Genomic DNA, 17519 nt, shown 5'->3' with positions numbered 1-17519 from the left:
GGGCAAAAGGGCTGAGCCTTGAAAAAAATCAAACGCGAAGGATTCTCTCACCTCGGCCGATGCCACAGGAACCGGTGCGAACCGTTTCCAGAATGGCGGCACGGTCAATGGCCTCCAGAAAGGCATCGTTCTTCCCCTGGTCACCAGTGAGTTCGATGGTGTAGCTCTTGTCGGTCACGTCAATGACACGCCCGCGGAAGATGTCGGCCATGCGCTTCATTTCTTCGCGCTCCTTGCCTACCGCGCGCACCTTGACCAGCATGAGCTCGCGCTCGGTGTAGGCCCCTTCGGTCAAGTCCACCACCTTCACGACTTCAATCAGACGGTTCAGGTGTTTGGTGATCTGTTCGATGGTTTCGTCGGAGCCCGCCGTGTGGATCGTCATGCGCGAAAGCGATGGATCTTCGGTGGGCGCCACGGTAAGCGACTCGATGTTGTAGCCACGGGCCGAGAACAGGCCCACAACGCGCGAGAGTGCCCCCGCTTCGTTTTCGAGCAAGACGGCAATGATGTGTTTCATGATGAGGATTCCTCTTTTCTGAGCCCTCCCCCGCGCACGGTAATGCGCAGGCTCGGCTGCAAATAGATTCGTCTAAAGGGATACCCGCGGCGCGTCAGCGCCGCGGGCGAAGAGATGAAAGGGTGGTGAGGATCAGAGGTCTTCGGAACTCAAAATCATTTCATTGATACCCTTGCCCGCCTTGACCATCGGGAACACGTTTTCGGTGGGGTCGGTGCGGAAGTCCATGAACACAGTGCGGTCCTTCAACTTGCGCGCCTCACGTAAAGCGGGCTCCACGTCTTCGGGGCGCTCGATCAGCATGCCAACGTGGCCATAAGCCTCGGCCAGCTTCACGAAGTTCGGCAGCGCGTCCATGTAGCTGTGGCTGTAGCGGCCTTCGTAATCGATCTCTTGCCACTGCCGCACCATGCCGAGGTAGCGGTTGTTCAGCGCCATGATCTTGATCGGCGTGTTGTACTGCAGACAGGTGGACAGTTCCTGGATGCACATCTGCACCGAGCCTTCGCCGGTCACACAGAACACTTCGCTCTCCGGCTTGGCCAGCTTGATGCCCATGGCATAGGGAATGCCAACGCCCATGGTGCCGAGACCGCCAGAGTTGATCCAGCGGCGCGGCTCTTCAAAGCCATAGTACTGCGCGGCCCACATCTGGTGCTGACCCACATCGGAGGTGACGTAGGCGTCTGCGCCCTTGGTCATCTCGCACAGCGTCTGAATCACCTTTTGCGGCTTGATCACGCTGCCGTCGCCCAGATCGAAGTCCAGGCACTTGGTTGCGCGCCAGCCTTCGATGGTGTCCCACCAACTGGCCAAAGCCGCTGGCTCTACGCGGGTAGTGGTTTCGCGCACCATGTTGATCAACTCGGTCAACACATCTTTCACGTCGCCGACGATCGGGATGTCGACCTTCACGCGTTTGGAGATGCTGGAAGGATCGATGTCGATGTGGATGATCTTGCGCTCGTTTTGCGCAAAGTGCTTGGGGTTGCCAATCACGCGGTCGTCAAAGCGCGCGCCCACGGCGAGCAACACGTCGCAGTTTTGCATCGCGTTGTTGGCCTCTACCGTGCCGTGCATGCCCAGCATGCCGAGGAATTTTTTGTCGGAAGCGGGTGTGGCGCCCAAACCCATCAGCGTGTTGGTAACGGGGTAACCGAGCATGTCAGTCAGCGTGCGCAGCTCTTGCACCGCGTTGCCCAGCAACACACCGCCGCCGGTGTAGATGTAAGGGCGCTTGGCCGTCAACAGCAATTGCAACGCCTTGCGAATCTGGCCGCCATGGCCCTTCTTCACAGGGTTGTACGAACGCAGGTGCACCGCCTCGGGGTAACCGGTGTAAGGAACCTTGTTGAAAGACACGTCTTTCGGGATGTCCACCACCACAGGGCCTGGACGGCCGCTGCGCGCGATGTGAAAAGCCTTTTTCATCACCATGGCCATGTCGGCCGCATCCTTGACCAGGAAGTTGTGCTTGACGATGGGGCGGGTGATGCCGACGGTGTCGCATTCCTGGAAAGCATCAAGACCGATGGCCGCCGTGGGCACCTGGCCACAGACGATCACCATGGGGATGCTGTCCATGTAGGCGGTAGCGATGCCGGTGATGGCGTTGGTCACGCCGGGACCGGAGGTGACCAGGGCCACGCCCACTTCGCCCGTGGCGCGGGCGTAGCCATCGGCGGCGTGCACGGCCGCCTGCTCGTGGCGCACCAGCACGTGCTGAATCGTTTCTTGTTTGTAGAACGCGTCGTAGATGTGCAGAACCGCACCGCCAGGGTAACCCCAGATGTACTTGACCCCTTCAGCCTGCAAAGACTTGATGAGGATTTCTGCTCCGCGGAGTTCTTGGGGGGCTGCGCCGGAAGCGGCAGCCGCTGCTGAGGCCAGTTCGGCCTTGTTGATTTCCATGATGAACCTTTCGAGAATTTCTCTGACGAAATACCTTGGGTGCCTCTACGCCAGCTCTCGTGAAGCGGTGTTGAGACTTAAGGCCAGAAGCCATGAGCGGACACATACCCCGCCGGACTTAGACCCGTTTGCCTGTTGAATTGCAACGCGCATTATCGCACTGCAACATAGATTCCCGAAATGCCATGCCCGTATTTCTCAGGCTTTCACCGGTTTTCAGTCCGTTTTGAGCCGGATTTGCTGCAATGCGACAATCTCGCCAGCCATTGCCCTTGCTTCATGACCACCCAAACCCCCTCGCCCACCCTCGCCCCCAGCCTGACGGCACCCCCTTTGACCCGCCGCATGGCTTGCTGGCTCTACGAAGGCATGCTGATGTTTGGTGTGGTGTTCATCTCGGGCTGGTTGTTTTCAACGCTGACGCAAACCCGCAACGCGCTGGACAACCGGCATTGGCAGCAGGCCTTTTTGTTTATCGTTTTCGGCATCTACTTCGCCTGGTTCTGGTCCAAAGGCCAGACCCTGGCCATGAAAACCTGGCACATCAGGGTGGTCGACGCGCAAGGGCGCGCGGTCACCCAGGGCCGAGCGCTCTTTCGCTACGTATTGAGCTGGCTGTGGTTCTTGCCGCCGCTGGCTGCCGGCGCCGTCTTTCACCTCAGCGGCGGAGAGATCGGCGTCATCAGTTTGGGCTGGATCGCCATCTGGGCGCTGCTTTCCCGCTTTCATGCATTGGGTCAATTCCCCCACGATGCACTTGCTGGCACCCGCCTGGTGCACCACGAAACACCCGCCAGACCCCGCAAACCCTTGTTCAATCGTTCATGAGCGCACACGAAGCCACAGATGCGCAAAAACAGCGCACCGGTCTTAGCCGTATGACCCACGCCTTTGGCTACTCCATGGCCGGCCTGCGCGCCGGCTGGGGCGAAACCGCCTTCCGCCAGGAAGCCCTGGCCGCCATCGTGATGGTGCCGCTGGCGTTCTGGCTGGGCAATGGCTGGGTGGAAGTTGCCCTGCTCGCCGGCAGTGCTGTCTTGGTGATGGTCGTCGAACTGCTCAACACCGGCATCGAGTCCACCATCGACCGCTTTGGCCCCGAATGGCACGAACTGTCCAAGCGCGCCAAGGACATGGGCAGCGCCGCCGTGTTGCTGAGCCTCATGACTTGCAGCGGCATCTGGATCGCAGCCCTCTGGGCGCGCTTGGCCTGAATACTTTGATCACCATGAGCACAACTCCCAACTTTTCGCTCTGCGTCTATTGCGGTTCCCGCCCCGGCAACAACCCAGCCTTCACCGAAGCGGCCGTTCAGGTCGGCCGCTGGATCGGCGAACACGGCGGCCAGCTCGTTTATGGCGGCGGTTGCAACGGACTCATGGGCACCGTCGCACAGTCCACGCTGGACGCCGGTGGCCGCGTGGTTGGCATCATCCCCAAGGCCCTGGTGGAAAAGGAATGGGCAAACCACAACTGCAGTGAGCTCATCGTGGTCGACACCATGCACGAGCGCAAACGCCTGATGGCCGAGCATTCCAACGCCTTCCTCGCCCTGCCCGGCGGCATCGGCACTTTCGAAGAATTTTTTGAAGTCTGGACCTGGCGCCAGCTCGGCTACCACGACAAACCCGTGGGCCTGCTCAACATTGAGGGCTACTATGACGGACTGATGGTCTTTTTACAGAACAGCGTCCGGCAGGAATTCATGGGCGACTGGCAGATGGGATTGATGCAAGTGGGTAGCGAGATCAAGCGCTTGTTGCCTGCACTCGTTCAGGAGGCCGGATTGGCACCCAAAGACCACTTGGACGCAGTCTGAGCGCATCAAAACAAAACGCCACCGGCTCCAGGAGCCGGTGGCGTTTTGCTTTTAGGAACTCAATACGGAATCAAACGGCCGACTCGTCCTCTTCCCCCGTGCGGATCCGCACCACGCGCTCGACAGAGGTCACAAAAATCTTTCCGTCTCCGATCTTGCCGGTATGGGCCGCCTTGACGATGGCATCCACACACATATCCACCTGCTCCGACTTCACCACCACCTCCAGTTTCACTTTCGGCAAAAAATCGACCACGTACTCAGCACCTCGGTAGAGTTCTGTATGGCCTTTTTGGCGGCCAAAGCCCTTGACGTCGATAACCGTCAAACCGGTCACACCCTGTTCGGCCAATGCTTCACGCACCTCTTCCAGCTTGAATGGTTTGATGATGGCGGTGATCTGCTTCATGCGCGGTGCTCCAAATGGGCGTAATGAAAGACAAAACTTTATCACGGGCGCATCACGGTCGCGTCTGATGACTGAAGATATCCACCCTGTGGTGCAATCACGGGCATGACTCAATCCGCCCTGCCCCGCCACACCCCCATTGCCGCCACCTTCCGGGGCGGCCACCCGGAAAACATCCACTACGGCTCGTTCGCTGTGGTCAATGCACAGGGCAAAGTGCTGGCCAGTGCTGGTGACATCGGCTCGCCGATGTTCACCCGCTCCTCGCTGAAACCCTTTCAGGCCATGCCCTTGATCGCCAAGTCGGCAGACGCATTGAAGCTGACAGACGAAGACATTGCACTGCTCTGCGCCAGCCACAGTGGCGAGCCCATGCACACCGGGCGCGCCGCCGCCCTGCTGGCCAAGATCGGCGCCAGCGAGCGCGATCTGGCCTGCGGTTGCCACACGCCCTACTTTTACGCAGCCACCGGTCAGACACCCCCGCCGGGCGGCAGCTACACCCGCCTGCAACACAACTGCTCGGGCAAACACACGGGTATGCTGCTGCTGGCCCATGCGCTGGCGCAGCCGCTGGACGGCTACCTCAACATCGACCATCCGGTGCAAGCGGAAATTGTCCAGAGCGTGAGCCATTTCTGCGGCGTGCCGGTGGCGCAACTTGTGCGCGGTATCGACGGTTGCAGCGCGCCCAACTACGCCGTGCCGCTGACCGCTCTGGCCCAAGGCTTCGCCAAACTCACCCTGACCGAGCCCGATCCGGTCTACGGCAGCGCGCCCCACCGCGTGGCCCGCGCCATGAGCCGCCACCCCGAGCTGGTCAGCGGCCGGGGGCGCAACGATCTGGCGCTGATGACCGCCGGGCGCGGTGACTGGGTGAGCAAGGTCGGGGCCGATGGCGTGCAGGCCATCGCAAGCTTCAGCCGGGGCGTGGCGATTGCAGCCAAATGCAGCGACGGCTCGCTGGTGCCCTTGATGGTGGCGTTGGTGGATGCACTGGATCAATTGGGCTGGACCGACGCGGAGAGCCGCGCCGTGCTGGCCTCCTTGTTGCCGCCGCCGATGAAAAACGCCGCCGGCATCGAGGTGGGCGAGATGCGCAGCGTCTTGCGGCTCAGCACAACCGCCGCCAACTGAATCTCGGCGCGGGCGCTTTTGAGCCCAAAAAGGCGAGTACCTGCACTTTCTGAAAAAAGTTTCCAGAATCTGCATCCAGTTGGCGATCTGCTGCGTAGTGAAACCAGTGCCCCTCGGTTTTTGCACGGGGCACCCTCTGAAATCACGAAACAGGAGATCACACCATGGCACTCAAACAACAACTTTGCGCTATCGCCGGCTCGGGCCTGATCGGTCTTGCCGTCTGGGCGCCCGCTGCCCACGCCGGCCACTTGAACCCGGTGCTGGAAACCAGCCTCGTTGGCGTGGAAGAAGTCGCCAGCGATGCCAGCAAGAGAGGCATGGTGGCCGGCGATGCCAACGCCCGTGGTCGCGCCACCGTTTTCGGCATCGACGGCGAAGCCAACGCCAACACCCTTTGCTACGCCATCGTTGTCGAAGGCAAGCTCGCAGAATTGACCCAGGCGCCCGGCAACGGCCGTGCCGCCCACATCCACGAAGGCGCACGCGGCAGCAATGGCCCCGTGGTCGCCAACCTCGCCTGGCCACAAAACGGCCAAGCCGGCGACTGCATCAGCGAAGCCACCGACGGCAAGTTCCCCTCCAAAGAAGCCGGCATCGTTCAGCGCATCCTGAAAAATCCGCAGAACTTCTACATCAACCTGCACAACACCGAGTTCCCAGCGGGCGCCATTCGTGGCCAGTTGGCAGAAACGGCTCACGTTCACTGATCGTCAACGCCAAAAACTGTAAGCGCCGCCAAAGACAGCAGGGATGTGATCGTTGGCGGCGCTTCATCTTGATGGCAGCCAAATGCAGCAAAGGCAGCCTCAAGCCTTTATTGCTGGCGATGGTGCACGCGTTGGAGCGGTTGGGCGGGGTGAGATGCGGTGTCTGTTGCAGGATCTGGTCTTGTGATGCCAACGGACCAACAATTAGGGCGATAGTCAGGTGTCAAAAGAAGTATGCACAAGCGATGTGTTTTCGAAGTGGCACGTGTAGATGAACCCCGAATCATCGGTAAGGCATTCAAATGCCAGTTCCCATGGAAGGCCTATCTTTCCTTGGATGGGCACGTCAAAACCCGCAAATCGAAAGGTTTTCCTCCAATCTGCTTCTACCGGCTTGCGATGCATGCCGAGATGCTGGATATCCATTTCTGAAGAAACCGAGTCGTAGATCGACGCAAGGTTCTCTGTTACCCACACACGAAATTCCACCTGTTCATCGCTCGGCGGCGCTACATCTACGGTATCGATCGATACTGTGATGTCGTCGTCTTGAAATGCTTCGCTCAGCCAATACGATCCGTTTTTACCCTGCTCCAATTGCAACTCACCAAGAATCGGATGATCGATCCCAATTCTCAGCTCTGATTTAAGCAGACCCCGAAACATTTTCAGAACTCCATCGTCTCCGATTTGCGTCGAGACTGGCTGCGGGGAAATCGATCAAGCCCGGTATTTGCTCGTAATCGGATACCGCCAATCCCGTCCAAACCCACGATGGGTCACCCGAATCCCCACAGGCGACTGCCGCCGCTTGTATTCGTTGATGCGGATCAGGCGCACCACCTTGTCCACATCAGCTTTCTCGTAGCCATCGGCCACGATCTGGGCAGGGCTTTCGTCGTTTTCCATGTAGCGCGAAATGATGGCGTCGAGCACGTCGTAGTCGGGCAGGCTGTCCTGGTCTTTCTGGTCGGCGCGCAGCTCGGCGCTGGGCGGGCGCGTGATGATGCGTTCGGGAATCGGGTTGGCACCGGTGCGGTAGGGGTCGTGTTCATTGCGCCATTGGGCCAGGCGGAACACCAGTGTTTTTGCCACGTCCTTGATCACGGCGAAGCCGCCCGCCATGTCGCCATACAAGGTGCAATAGCCGGTGGCCATTTCGCTCTTGTTGCCGGTGGTGAGCACGATGCCGCCGAACTTGTTGGACAGGGCCATCAGCAGCGTGCCGCGGATGCGGGCCTGCAGGTTTTCTTCGGTGGTGTCTTCGGGCAGGCCGGCGAACTCGCTGGCGAGGCTGGTTTTGAAGGCTTCAAAGTGGGGCTTGATGTCGATTTCGTCATAGCGCACGCCCAGCCGATCGGCCATGTCGCGCGCATCGATCCAGGAGATATCGGCCGTGTAGGGGGACGGCATCATCACCGTTCGCACCCGGTCTTTGCCCAGCGCATCGACCGCAATCGCCAGCACCAGTGCCGAGTCGATGCCACCCGAGAGGCCGAGCAACACGGATGGAAAACCGTTTTTGCCGATGTAGTCGCGCACGCCCAACACCAGCGCATGCCACAAATCGGCTTCCTGGCTGTGCGGGCGGTCCATCAAGGCTTCCACCTGCCAACCTTGAGGTGATCGCATGAGCGCCACATCAAACTGGGTTTCTTCAAAGCTGATCGCCCTGCCCAGCAGCTCACCGTCAGCCCCCAGAACAAAGCTGCGGCCTTCAAAAACGATTTCATCCTGACCGCCCACCATGTGGGCGTAGACCATCGGAAGCCCGACGGCCAGCACGCGCTCGCGCATGGTGGCTTCGCGCTCACCGCCTTTGCCGGTGTGGAACGGCGAAGCGTTGATCACGGCCAGAACCTCAGCCCCTGCGGCCTTCAGTTCAGCGGCCGGCGCATTGAACCAGGCGTCTTCACAAATCAAAAGACCCACGCGCACCGGGCGGCCATCGGTGTCGGGCACTTCGAATACGCATGCCGCCTCGCCGGGCAAGAAATAGCGCCGCTCATCGAATACCTGGTAGTTGGGCAACTCGCGCTTCGCATAGGTGTGTGTCACCTGCCCATCGACCACCACGCTGGCCGCATTGAACAGGGCTGAGACAGAAACACTGCGCTCCCGCCGCGCCGTGCCTTCTGCGTGGCGTGCTGGATGTCCCACCACGATCGTCAGGCCTTTGAGCGCGGCGGTCTCGGTGCAAACCGTTTTCAGGGCATCATCACAGGCCTCAATGAATGCAGGGCGCAAGAACAGGTCTTCGGCCGCATAGCCACAGAGGGCCAATTCCGGTGTCAGCAACAACTGGGCGCCATCGGCATGGGCTTTTTGTGCCGCTGTGATGATTCGACGGGCATTGCCCGCCATGTCGCCCACCACAAAATTGAACTGGGCCACACTAACTTTGAGCGTCATGAATTCGGAAGGTTTGAGTGGAATGGGTGATACAAGAGCTGCGCGGTTTCAACGGGCAATGCCATTGGCTGGTTCAAGCATGGCAGAAGCACGAGGGGCGATAGCGTGAGTGCGCCGAATTATGTCATCCGGGTGTTGAATGCCCCGGACAAGGTGGGCGCAGATGAGTGGAACGCCCTGCTCGCTTTCGAGTCCGACCCCAGCCCGTTCATGCGCCACGAATACCTGGCCGCCATGCACGCTTCTGGCGCTGCGGTGTCAGAAACCGGCTGGCAAGCCCAGTTCTTGACGCTGTGGCAAGGTGCTGAACTGATGGCAGCCTGCCCGATGTACCTCAAGCGGCACTCTTACGGTGAATACGTGTTCGACTGGGCATGGGCAAACGCCTTTGAGCAGCATGGACTCAGCTACTACCCCAAGGCTTTGGTGGCTGTGCCGTTCACACCCGTTCCCGGCGCACGCTTGCTTGCCCGCAACAGCGTTTGGCGCCAGCGGCTGGTGGAGGCGCTGGTTGAACACGCAAAAGCTGAGGATCTGTCGTCACTGCACCTCCTGTTTGCCCAACCTCAGGACATCGTCGCCTGCGAGGCCAACGGATTGATGTTGCGCCACACCGTGCAGTTCCATTGGTCAGGGCTTGATTCAACACATCAGCCATACCGGGACTTCGACCACTTCCTAGCCAGCCTGCAACAGGAAAAGCGCAAGAAAATCCGGCAGGAACGGCGCAAGGTAGCCAGCGCAGGCGTATCGTTCCGCTGGGCGCAGGGCCCAGACATTGGCTCACAAGACTGGGCTTTTTTCTATCGGTGCTACGAACGCACCTACCTCGAGCATGGCAACGCGCCCTACCTGAGCCCCGCCTTCTTCGAACGCATGGCGACCGACATGCCCGAGAACTGGCTGCTTTTCATTGCCGAACGCAATGGCCAGCCCATGGCCTGCAGCCTGATCGGCCTCGACACCGAACGGGGCGTGGCCTACGGCCGCTATTGGGGCGCGCTGGAGCGAGTGGACTGCCTGCACTTTGAAGCCTGCTATTACCAGCCACTCGAGTGGTGTATCGCGCATGGGTTTCAACGGTTCGAAGGAGGCGCCCAGGGTGAACACAAAATGGCACGGGCCTTGATGCCGGTAAAAACCACGAGTGCCCACTGGCTGGCTCACCCTGCATTTGCAGATGCGGTGGAACGTTTTCTGCAACGCGAAGGGGAAGGCATCGGCAACTACCTTGAACACCTCAATGAGCGCAACCCCATGCGTCAGTTGGCGGTTGCAGACCCGTCCGAAGGGCTCCATCACAATGGAGGCGCAACCTGAATGGCGTCTCCGTGCCCGACCAGTCCCAGCAAAAGCATGTCGTACTGGTATGAAATAGCATTGGACAGACAAGGCTGGACGGATTGTCATGCACCGCCTGCCTCAGATGACCGGCCAAAAAGTGGCGTATTTCACGCACAAACATGCTTCTGATCGAATCAGTTTGTATTCATTAGTTACATAATTGTTACAATCCGCCTCCATGGACGCCACCGACGCCTTCTTTACTCAAACCATTGTGGGCGCTCCGCTCACTGTGCTGATGGGCCGACGGCTTCGCGCAGAGAACAGCGGTCTTCAAGGGCTGGAAGTGGACCTGCCCACCGGCCAAAACCGACTGACGCGCGTGTGGCACGACTGGTTCGTCCTCAATCACACAGACGACGCCCCGGGAAGCACGCGAAAGCGCCCTGGCGTCTTGCGCCGCAAACTGGAGCGTCATGCCTTGTGGGTGGCTGTCTTTGGTTTGTTGTCGCTGGCCATGACCGCCATTTACTGGGGGGTTGTGCAGTGGAAATAAACACGCCACAAGACACGCTTACGCTTGATCCGATCGCAATGAACGTGGTCAACCGCGTTGCGGCTGGCAGCAAGCTCACTGGAGAGCATTTCTTTGAAGGTGGCTTGTTGGTTCAAGGCGAAATATCAGGCCAGCTTCGGGTCAATGGCCGGCTGATCATCTGGACTGGAGGCGTGGTGCGAGGCCGAATCCGGGTCATGGGTGACCTCTACCTGTTCGGTCGCTTGGGCGATGCAGGTGGCGGCCCTCAAGACACCAGCCTCGAATGCACGGGAATGGCCTATGTGTCCAAAACCGGCATTTCTACCGGCACCCTGATGGCCAGGCGGTTGCAACTCTACGAAGGCGCAGACTTGCAGGGCCCATTCAAGACACTCAAACTCGTGGACAACCTGCCGGTACTGCATGATGTGCATACCGAATCCCGTTGAACCCACATATTGAGTGAAAAAGTCCATGAAAGCCCATCGCCACCACAACACTCACCGATCTTCCGACAAAAAACCAGAGAACCCATCGATGGAGTCCCAAGACAACAACCCGAGCCCGGACCAATTCAATGCCCCCCTCGGGGACAACGGATTTGTCAATGACAACAACACCGACGGCAGCAACCAGGCGCTGGAAGTCGACGTGGGCAAACCCATGCCGACCACCCAGGCCGCTCACATGCCCTTGCTTCAGGCGAACTCGGGCAGTGAGGCACCCGTGGAGTTGCCTGAAGGCAGTCCGTTGCGCAGCATGGTGGCCGAAGGCATGCACTTTGTCGGGAACGCTCAGCTGAGCGGCCCATGCAGCGTGGCGGGCCAGGTTGAAGGCAATCTGACCCAGGCCACCGGGGCGGTTGTGGCGGTGGTTGTGACCGAGACCGGGCGCGTCAAAGGTGATATCACGGCTCGAAAGATCTCTGTCATGGGGCATACCGATGGCATCCTCGATTCTGGAGAAGGTGAGGTCGCCTTGCACGACACGGCCAGTGTCCATGGACTTGTGCGCTACGGGCGCATTCAGGTCAACGGTGCAGATTTGAACGCGACCCTTGAGCGCGTCAACGTGAAAAAGCCCGGGGTCTGACCGCTTTCCATGCCGTGGCAAAGCGTTGCCCAACCTCAACAACCTCGCTCGGCCGCTCCCGTGCCGGTGGGGGAAAGCGTGCGTCTGGCCGCTTTGCAAGCCGCCTGGAAGCGCGATCGTCAGGTCGGTCGACGCCGTCTCTGGTGGCGCTGGGCTGTCTGGGGCGCGCAGCGCTACGTCTTGCCGGCAGCGGCTGGTTTGGGCTTGTGCGCCGGCCTGTGGTTTGCCGCCAAAGCCACCCTGGGTTGGCTCGATTTGCCAACACCCGCAGAACCGGCAGTGGCCACAGCGCCAGCGACGGCTTCACCGGCACCAACCAACACGGAAAACCAAATCGACCCGGTCTTACCATCGCCATCCATCACAGTGGTCACGTCTTCTGGCATGGCCCTGGCGTTCGAGAGCAGGTTACCCGACCCGACAGCTCGCCCCAACCGACCCGCCCAAACCCCTGTATCCTCCGCAGCGTTGCCTGACGTTGCCAAGATCCCGAATCCTCAACTGATATCTGAAAACTGGTTGCACAGCAAGGAGCCTTGACCCCATGAGCCAAAACCCGACCTCTACCCGACTCGTCCCCGCCGAGCGCCTCTCCGCCGTCACCAGCCTGATCGCTGAAGGCGCCGTCTTCGAAGGCAACTTTCACACCACCCGCGATCAAGGTATCAAGGTCGATGGCCTGCTGAAAGGCAACATCACCTTTGAAACTGGCGGCACTTTGCACGTTGGCGCCACAGGTGTCGTCGAAAACACCCGGCTGGAAGCCGACTATGTGTTCATCGAAGGCAAGGTCACCGGCACGGTGATTGCCCGCAAGGCACTGGAGATCACCGGCTCGGCGACGCTGTTGGGAGACGCCAGCTACGACGAACTCATCGACATGCACCCACGCGCCCGCGTTCGCGGCAAGATCGAGTACCGCGGCGACATCGACGCTGTACAAAACTGATTTCCCCGCTCGACTGCGCTCTCACAAAACAAAACGCCTGCGTGGTCAACCACGCAGGCGTTTTGTTTTGCTTGTAGGCGGCGCACCAAAGCACGCCGCAGGAAACCAGAATGATCAGGCGTTCTTGGCCTTGTCTGCGTTGTAGGCAGCAATGCCGTCGGTGATTTCCTTGATGGCAGCGTCTTTGCCTTCCCAACCCAGAATCTTCACCCACTTGCCTGGCTCCAGGTCTTTGTAGTGCTCAAAGAAATGCTGAATCGTATTCAGACGCATGGGATTCAGGTCTTCGGGTTTCTGCCACTGCGTGTAGATCGACAGAATTTTGTCGATGGGCACAGCCAGAACTTTGCCGTCCATACCGGCTTCGTCTTCCATCATCAAGATACCAATGGCGCGGCAGGGCACCACCACGCCAGGAATCAGCGGAACAGGCGTGATCACCAAGACATCCACAGGATCGCCATCGCCCGACAGCGTCTGCGGCACATAGCCGTAGTTGGTCGGGTAGTGCATGGCGGTGCTCATGAAACGGTCGACAAAAATCGCGCCTGTTTCTTTGTCCACTTCGTATTTGATTGGATCGGCGTTCATCGGAATTTCGATGATCACGTTGAAGGCTTCGGGCGCGTTCTTGCCGGGGGTGACGTTGTCAAGAGACATGGGCTTTTCTGAGAGTTGATTGAAAAAAAGCAGTCCAGACCAGCAGCCAAAGGCACTGGGGACCATCTGACACGGCGCAACCGGACGATGCGCGTGCTGGGATTTACCCTGATTTTACTGATTCCTGCCTTACTTCCCTTCACCTGGGGCTGCCCAAAGGCAGCAATAACGGCTAAATTGGCGTTGTTGGCCAATCGCCCTACATCGACGCGCACTCCACGCAGCGGTTCGGGACTCGAGGAAGCAACGCAGCGGGGGCAGCCTCAAAGCGTTGCCCCCTCCAAGTCAAAAAAATGTAGGAGAACTTTTTATGGTTGGACAATCTGCGCTGATTTTTGCGCTTGTATGTGGACTGGTGGCCGTCGGCTATGGCTTCTGGTCTCGAAGCTGGATTCTTGCCCAAGACCCCGGCAACGCCCGCATGCAGGAAATTGCTGGCGCCATTCAGACCGGTGCCGCCGCCTACCTGGCTCGGCAGTACAAAACCATCGGCATCGTGGGTGTTGTGCTGGCCATCCTGATAGCCGTGTTTCTTGACCTGCAAACGGGCGTTGGCTTCGTGCTCGGCGCTGTGCTCTCGGGTGCTTGCGGATTCATTGGCATGAACGTTTCTGTGCGCGCCAACGTGCGAACCGCCCAAGCTGCGACGAAAGGCATCGGGCCTGCACTGGACGTTGCCTTCCGCGGCGGTGCCATCACCGGCATGCTGGTGGTCGGCCTGGGCCTGCTGGGTGTGACCGCTTTTTTCTGGTACCTGCTGGGCACAGGCCCTTCAGGCACTGGCGCTGAAATGGCCAAACTGCTCAACCCGCTGATCGGGTTCGCTTTTGGCTCTTCGCTGATCTCCATTTTTGCCCGACTGGGCGGCGGCATATTCACCAAAGGCGCCGATGTGGGGGCCGATCTGGTGGGCAAGGTCGAAGCCGGTATTCCGGAAGATGACCCTCGCAACCCGGCTGTGATCGCCGACAACGTGGGCGACAACGTGGGCGACTGTGCCGGTATGGCAGCCGACCTCTTTGAGACCTATGCCGTGACGCTGATTGCCACCATGGTACTGGGCGCCTTGATGGTGCATGCGGCCACCATGCAGGCGGCGATCTACCCCTTGGTGCTCGGCGGGGTGTCCATCATTGCGTCGATCGTGGGTTGCTACTTTGTCAAAGCGACCCCAGGCATGAAAAACGTGATGCCTGCGCTGTACAAGGGCCTGGCCATCGCCGGGGTGTTGTCGCTGATTGCGTTCTACTTCGTTACCGTCGCGGTCATGCCCGACAACGCCATCACCGAAACCGGCAGCCACATGCGCCTCTTCGGCGCCTGCGCCGTGGGCCTGATCCTCACGGCCGCACTGGTGTGGATCACCGAGTTCTACACGGGCACGCAGTACTCACCCGTGCAACACATTGCACAGGCATCCACCACGGGCCACGGCACCAACATCATCGCTGGCCTGGGTGTCTCGATGCGCTCCACCGCCTGGCCGGTGATTTGTGTCTGCATCGCCATCATGGCCGCCTACTCGCTCGCCGGCCTCTACGGCATCGCCATCGCGGCGACGTCCATGCTGAGCATGGCCGGCATCGTGGTTGCACTCGATGCCTACGGCCCAATCACCGACAACGCTGGCGGCATCGCCGAGATGGCAGAGCTGCCCAGCAGCGTGCGTGACATCACCGATCCGTTGGACGCAGTGGGCAACACGACCAAAGCGGTGACCAAGGGCTACGCCATCGGCTCGGCCGGCTTGGCCGCGTTGGTGCTGTTCGCCGACTACACCCACAAACTGGAAACCTATGGCCACAAGGTGAGTTTTGACCTGAGCGATCCCATGGTGATCGTGGGACTGTTCATCGGCGGGCTGATTCCCTACCTGTTCGGCGCGATGGCCATGGAAGCCGTCGGCCGGGCTGCAGGTGCCGTGGTGGTTGAAGTTCGCCGCCAGTTCAAGGAGATTCCCGGCATCATGGAAGGCACAGCCAAACCGGAATATGGCCGCGCTGTCGACATGCTGACTTCGGCTGCCATCAAGGAAATGGTGATCCCCAGCCTGTTGCCCGTGGTGGTGCCGATTCTGGTCGGCTTGTTCCTCGGGCCTCAAGCGTTGGGCGGCATGCTGATGGGAACCATCGTGACCGGCCTGTTCGTGGCCATTTCCATGTGCACCGGCGGCGGTGCCTGGGACAACGCCAAGAAGTACATTGAAGATGGTCACCACGGCGGCAAAGGCTCTGAAGCCCACAAAGCGGCTGTGACCGGCGACACCGTGGGCGATCCCTACAAGGACACGGCAGGTCCAGCAGTCAACCCGTTGATCAAAATCATCAACATTGTGGCTTTGCTCATCGTGCCATTGCTGCCAATGGCCGGCTGACCCCTCTCGCGCCGGACCACAATTGGCGCCACCCGATGCCCCGCGATGCCCTTGGCGTCGCGGGGCATTTTTTATGGTTCGGCGCCTGCGCTGCCGCGCACTGGTGCCTGCATCAACAGGTAAACCAGCTGGCTGGCTGTTGCTGTCAAATCAGCCAGTTTTGCCACCTGATCGGTCTCTATCGCCATCAGCAGCCATTCGTTGATGCCCCCCACGGCCGCCATGGCCAGTTCGGGTGAGAGGGTCGCTCGTGCTGTGGCGTCGCTGGGCAGGTCGTTGACCGTGTCCAGCATGAAGGCTGCGAGGGCCTGCATCACATCGCGCCGCGCCTGCGCACCAGGTTCACCGAGGTAGTGAATATCGATGAACAAAGCCCGCAACAAGCCAGCGCCGGCAGCAAGGTGAGAGAAGTAGGCTTGAAATCCCTGCTCAACCCGGCTCTGCCAAGGCTGGTCGGGCACAACCGCTTCACGCAGGGTGCGCAAAGCCGAAGCGCTTGCCGCACGGTACAGCGCAAGGAAACAGGCCTCTTTGCTGTCAAAGTGTTCGTAAAAACTGCGTTTGGAAACGCCTGCCATCTGCACGATATCGGCAATGGTGATCGCAGCATAGGCCTTTTGCTGCACCACTTCCGCCATCCCCTGCAGCAGACGGGACAAGTGCGGATGTGGCACATCAGAGGGCTGAGGGGAGATCGTGGCGTCGAGCATGGCCACCTATCTTAGGGCCAGTTTGCGGATTTGCTGAGTTGGCTTTTCCGAACCTGGCTTGACACAGCATGCGACGGCAGGCAACATCCAGAAGCCGGTACCAACAAGTACCAACTGGAGTTTTTTTGACATGACAGCCTTGACCGTTCGCCGTTTGCTCATCGACCTCGAACAACCCATCGCCCGACACTGGTGCGGTGGCGATGCCTTTCTGACCGCCTGGTTCAACGCCCTCTCCATGAGCTTTCCGATAGGCGAGCAGTTTTTCATCGACTCGGTTCGAAAGGGCTTCAAGGCCTTGTCTCCCGAGAAGCAAGCTGAACTGCAAGAGGAGGTACAGGGTTTTGTGGGGCAAGAGGCGACCCACCGCCGCATCCATGGGCTGTTCAACAAACACCTGAAAGACCAAGGGCTGGACAACGCCTGGGAACGCCGGGCCGAAAAGCGGCTGGCGATGATGGGCGACGTGGATCCGCGCCACCCTCTGGGCGTGACCGCTGCCAACGAACACTTCACAGCCCTTTTCGCCGAATGGCTGCTCGCCCGACCTGAATTGCTGAGTGGCTGCGAACCGCGCCTGAAAGCCATGTGGCTGTGGCACAGCGCCGAGGAAGCCGAACACAAGAGCACGGCCTTCGACCTGTACCAGGCGCTGGGCGGCACCCTTGAATGGCGTTCGCGCTGGATGAAGCGCGTGACCTGGATCTTCCTGATCGATACACTGCGCCAGACGGCCAACAACCTGCAACGCGACGGCACGCTGTGGCGACGGTCAACCTGGGCCAGCGCCTGGCGTCACTTGCTGGGCAAGCAAGGCCTGCTCCGCCAGAGCCACGGCGCATGGCGCCAGTATTTTCAAGCCAATTTCCACCCCAATCAACAGACCAGCGGGCTCTCCGAACAATGGCTGGCCGAGAACCGCGATCTCTACAAACCAGTGGGCGCTGCAGCCTAAAGCCCTTGCGCCTTCGGCGACAAACCCGGTCAACCAGCG

General features: G+C 59.9%; 20 protein-coding genes. 13 read left to right on the top strand and 7 right to left on the bottom strand.

Going from position 1 to position 17519, the window contains the following annotated elements:
* Positions 1–28: 28 nt before the first annotated feature.
* Positions 29–520, bottom strand: a complete 492-nt coding sequence (gene ilvN, locus LPB072_RS10000) for an acetolactate synthase small subunit (RefSeq protein WP_066088107.1) — start codon at positions 518–520, stop codon at positions 29–31.
* Positions 521–652: 132 nt separating this feature from the next.
* Positions 653–2431 carry an acetolactate synthase 3 catalytic subunit gene (locus LPB072_RS09995; protein ID WP_066088110.1) on the bottom strand — a complete coding sequence of 593 codons (1779 nt, stop codon included), beginning with the start codon at positions 2429–2431 and terminating at the stop codon, positions 653–655.
* A gap of 279 nt (positions 2432–2710) precedes the next feature.
* On the opposite strand from LPB072_RS09995, the gene LPB072_RS09990 reads away from it, so the two are divergent.
* The 3 genes from LPB072_RS09990 to LPB072_RS09980 are packed head-to-tail and all read left to right on the top strand — an operon-like array spanning position 2711 to position 4250.
* Entirely contained in the window at positions 2711–3259 is a 549-nt protein-coding gene (locus LPB072_RS09990; protein ID WP_066088113.1) for an RDD family protein, read from the top strand.
* Positions 3256–3645, top strand: a complete 390-nt coding sequence (locus tag LPB072_RS09985) for a diacylglycerol kinase (protein ID WP_066088115.1) — start codon at positions 3256–3258, stop codon at positions 3643–3645. Before LPB072_RS09990 ends, LPB072_RS09985 begins: the two co-directional genes overlap by 4 nt.
* Positions 3646–3659: 14 nt before the next feature.
* On the top strand, positions 3660–4250 hold the full coding sequence (locus LPB072_RS09980) for an LOG family protein (protein WP_066088118.1): 591 nt from the start codon (positions 3660–3662) through the stop codon (positions 4248–4250).
* A 70-nt stretch (positions 4251–4320) separates the two neighbouring features.
* Here LPB072_RS09980 and LPB072_RS09975 read toward each other — a convergent pair whose 3' ends face one another.
* Positions 4321–4659, bottom strand: a complete 339-nt coding sequence (locus tag LPB072_RS09975) for a P-II family nitrogen regulator (protein ID WP_066088121.1) — start codon at positions 4657–4659, stop codon at positions 4321–4323.
* Between the two features lie 105 nt (positions 4660–4764).
* On the opposite strand from LPB072_RS09975, the gene LPB072_RS09970 reads away from it, so the two are divergent.
* Both LPB072_RS09970 and LPB072_RS09965 read left to right on the top strand, forming a co-directional pair.
* Complete coding sequence (locus LPB072_RS09970; RefSeq protein ID WP_066088124.1) at positions 4765–5796, top strand: asparaginase; 1032 nt, start codon at positions 4765–4767, stop codon at positions 5794–5796.
* Between the two features lie 164 nt (positions 5797–5960).
* On the top strand, positions 5961–6506 hold the full coding sequence (locus LPB072_RS09965) for a CHRD domain-containing protein (protein WP_066088130.1): 546 nt from the start codon (positions 5961–5963) through the stop codon (positions 6504–6506).
* 216 nt (positions 6507–6722) lie between these two features.
* Here LPB072_RS09965 and LPB072_RS09960 read toward each other — a convergent pair whose 3' ends face one another.
* A complete protein-coding gene (locus LPB072_RS09960) occupies positions 6723–7172 on the bottom strand; it encodes a hypothetical protein (protein WP_066088133.1) in 450 nt (149 codons plus the stop codon).
* 54 nt (positions 7173–7226) lie between these two features.
* A complete protein-coding gene (locus tag LPB072_RS09955) occupies positions 7227–8918 on the bottom strand; it encodes an NAD+ synthase (RefSeq protein WP_066088134.1) in 1692 nt (563 codons plus the stop codon).
* A gap of 105 nt (positions 8919–9023) precedes the next feature.
* Here LPB072_RS09955 and LPB072_RS09950 point away from each other — a divergent pair, with 105 nt between their 5' ends.
* The 6 genes from LPB072_RS09950 (at position 9024) to LPB072_RS09925 (ending at position 12781) form a co-directional block, all read left to right on the top strand.
* A complete protein-coding gene (locus LPB072_RS09950; protein WP_066088137.1) occupies positions 9024–10238 on the top strand; it encodes a GNAT family N-acetyltransferase in 1215 nt (404 codons plus the stop codon).
* 202 nt (positions 10239–10440) lie between these two features.
* Complete coding sequence (locus tag LPB072_RS09945) at positions 10441–10758, top strand: hypothetical protein (protein ID WP_066088138.1); 318 nt, start codon at positions 10441–10443, stop codon at positions 10756–10758.
* A gap of 38 nt (positions 10759–10796) precedes the next feature.
* The gene (locus LPB072_RS09940; protein ID WP_066088140.1) at positions 10797–11189 is read left to right on the top strand and encodes a bactofilin family protein; all 393 of its coding nucleotides are present in this window, start codon (positions 10797–10799) and stop codon (positions 11187–11189) included.
* Between the two features lie 25 nt (positions 11190–11214).
* Positions 11215–11832 (top strand): bactofilin family protein, encoded by a 618-nt coding sequence (locus tag LPB072_RS09935; RefSeq protein ID WP_066088143.1) that lies wholly within the window; start codon positions 11215–11217, stop codon positions 11830–11832.
* 9 nt (positions 11833–11841) lie between these two features.
* Positions 11842–12372, top strand: coding sequence for a hypothetical protein (locus tag LPB072_RS23410; RefSeq protein WP_157559272.1), 531 nt, complete (start codon positions 11842–11844; stop codon positions 12370–12372).
* A 4-nt stretch (positions 12373–12376) separates the two neighbouring features.
* Entirely contained in the window at positions 12377–12781 is a 405-nt protein-coding gene (locus tag LPB072_RS09925; RefSeq protein ID WP_066088148.1) for a bactofilin family protein, read from the top strand.
* A 114-nt stretch (positions 12782–12895) separates the two neighbouring features.
* Here the strand turns inward: LPB072_RS09925 and ppa are convergent, their stop codons facing one another.
* On the bottom strand, positions 12896–13441 hold the full coding sequence (ppa, locus tag LPB072_RS09920) for an inorganic diphosphatase (protein WP_066088151.1): 546 nt from the start codon (positions 13439–13441) through the stop codon (positions 12896–12898).
* Between the two features lie 310 nt (positions 13442–13751).
* On the opposite strand from ppa, the gene LPB072_RS09915 reads away from it, so the two are divergent.
* Positions 13752–15815, top strand: a complete 2064-nt coding sequence (locus tag LPB072_RS09915; protein WP_066088154.1) for a sodium-translocating pyrophosphatase — start codon at positions 13752–13754, stop codon at positions 15813–15815.
* Between the two features lie 71 nt (positions 15816–15886).
* Here LPB072_RS09915 and LPB072_RS09910 read toward each other — a convergent pair whose 3' ends face one another.
* Positions 15887–16525: a TetR/AcrR family transcriptional regulator gene (locus LPB072_RS09910; RefSeq protein ID WP_066088156.1), complete on the bottom strand. Its 639-nt coding sequence runs from the start codon at positions 16523–16525 to the stop codon at positions 15887–15889.
* A 130-nt stretch (positions 16526–16655) separates the two neighbouring features.
* On the opposite strand from LPB072_RS09910, the gene LPB072_RS09905 reads away from it, so the two are divergent.
* A complete protein-coding gene (locus LPB072_RS09905; protein ID WP_066088160.1) occupies positions 16656–17480 on the top strand; it encodes a metal-dependent hydrolase in 825 nt (274 codons plus the stop codon).
* Positions 17481–17519: the final 39 nt, after the last annotated feature.

The organism is Hydrogenophaga crassostreae (assembly GCF_001761385.1).
Classification (GTDB): Bacteria; Pseudomonadota; Gammaproteobacteria; order Burkholderiales; family Burkholderiaceae_C; genus Hydrogenophaga; species Hydrogenophaga crassostreae.
The sequence above is the reverse complement of the archived record's forward strand: the minus strand, read 5'-3'. Positions and strand labels throughout refer to the sequence as shown.

Coding starts and splice junctions, on each gene's coding strand:
- ilvN (WP_066088107.1), bottom strand. CDS start 520: ATGAAACACATCATTGCCGTCTTGCTCGAAAACGAAGCGGGGGCACTC.
- LPB072_RS09995 (WP_066088110.1), bottom strand. CDS start 2,431: ATGGAAATCAACAAGGCCGAACTGGCCTCAGCAGCGGCTGCCGCTTCC.
- LPB072_RS09990 (WP_066088113.1), top strand. CDS start 2,711: ATGACCACCCAAACCCCCTCGCCCACCCTCGCCCCCAGCCTGACGGCA.
- LPB072_RS09985 (WP_066088115.1), top strand. CDS start 3,256: ATGAGCGCACACGAAGCCACAGATGCGCAAAAACAGCGCACCGGTCTT.
- LPB072_RS09980 (WP_066088118.1), top strand. CDS start 3,660: ATGAGCACAACTCCCAACTTTTCGCTCTGCGTCTATTGCGGTTCCCGC.
- LPB072_RS09975 (WP_066088121.1), bottom strand. CDS start 4,659: ATGAAGCAGATCACCGCCATCATCAAACCATTCAAGCTGGAAGAGGTG.
- LPB072_RS09970 (WP_066088124.1), top strand. CDS start 4,765: ATGACTCAATCCGCCCTGCCCCGCCACACCCCCATTGCCGCCACCTTC.
- LPB072_RS09965 (WP_066088130.1), top strand. CDS start 5,961: ATGGCACTCAAACAACAACTTTGCGCTATCGCCGGCTCGGGCCTGATC.
- LPB072_RS09960 (WP_066088133.1), bottom strand. CDS start 7,172: ATGTTTCGGGGTCTGCTTAAATCAGAGCTGAGAATTGGGATCGATCAT.
- LPB072_RS09955 (WP_066088134.1), bottom strand. CDS start 8,918: ATGACGCTCAAAGTTAGTGTGGCCCAGTTCAATTTTGTGGTGGGCGAC.
- LPB072_RS09945 (WP_066088138.1), top strand. CDS start 10,441: ATGGACGCCACCGACGCCTTCTTTACTCAAACCATTGTGGGCGCTCCG.
- LPB072_RS09940 (WP_066088140.1), top strand. CDS start 10,797: ATGAACGTGGTCAACCGCGTTGCGGCTGGCAGCAAGCTCACTGGAGAG.
- LPB072_RS09935 (WP_066088143.1), top strand. CDS start 11,215: ATGAAAGCCCATCGCCACCACAACACTCACCGATCTTCCGACAAAAAA.
- LPB072_RS23410 (WP_157559272.1), top strand. CDS start 11,842: ATGCCGTGGCAAAGCGTTGCCCAACCTCAACAACCTCGCTCGGCCGCT.
- LPB072_RS09925 (WP_066088148.1), top strand. CDS start 12,377: ATGAGCCAAAACCCGACCTCTACCCGACTCGTCCCCGCCGAGCGCCTC.
- ppa (WP_066088151.1), bottom strand. CDS start 13,441: ATGTCTCTTGACAACGTCACCCCCGGCAAGAACGCGCCCGAAGCCTTC.
- LPB072_RS09915 (WP_066088154.1), top strand. CDS start 13,752: ATGGTTGGACAATCTGCGCTGATTTTTGCGCTTGTATGTGGACTGGTG.
- LPB072_RS09910 (WP_066088156.1), bottom strand. CDS start 16,525: ATGCTCGACGCCACGATCTCCCCTCAGCCCTCTGATGTGCCACATCCG.
- LPB072_RS09905 (WP_066088160.1), top strand. CDS start 16,656: ATGACAGCCTTGACCGTTCGCCGTTTGCTCATCGACCTCGAACAACCC.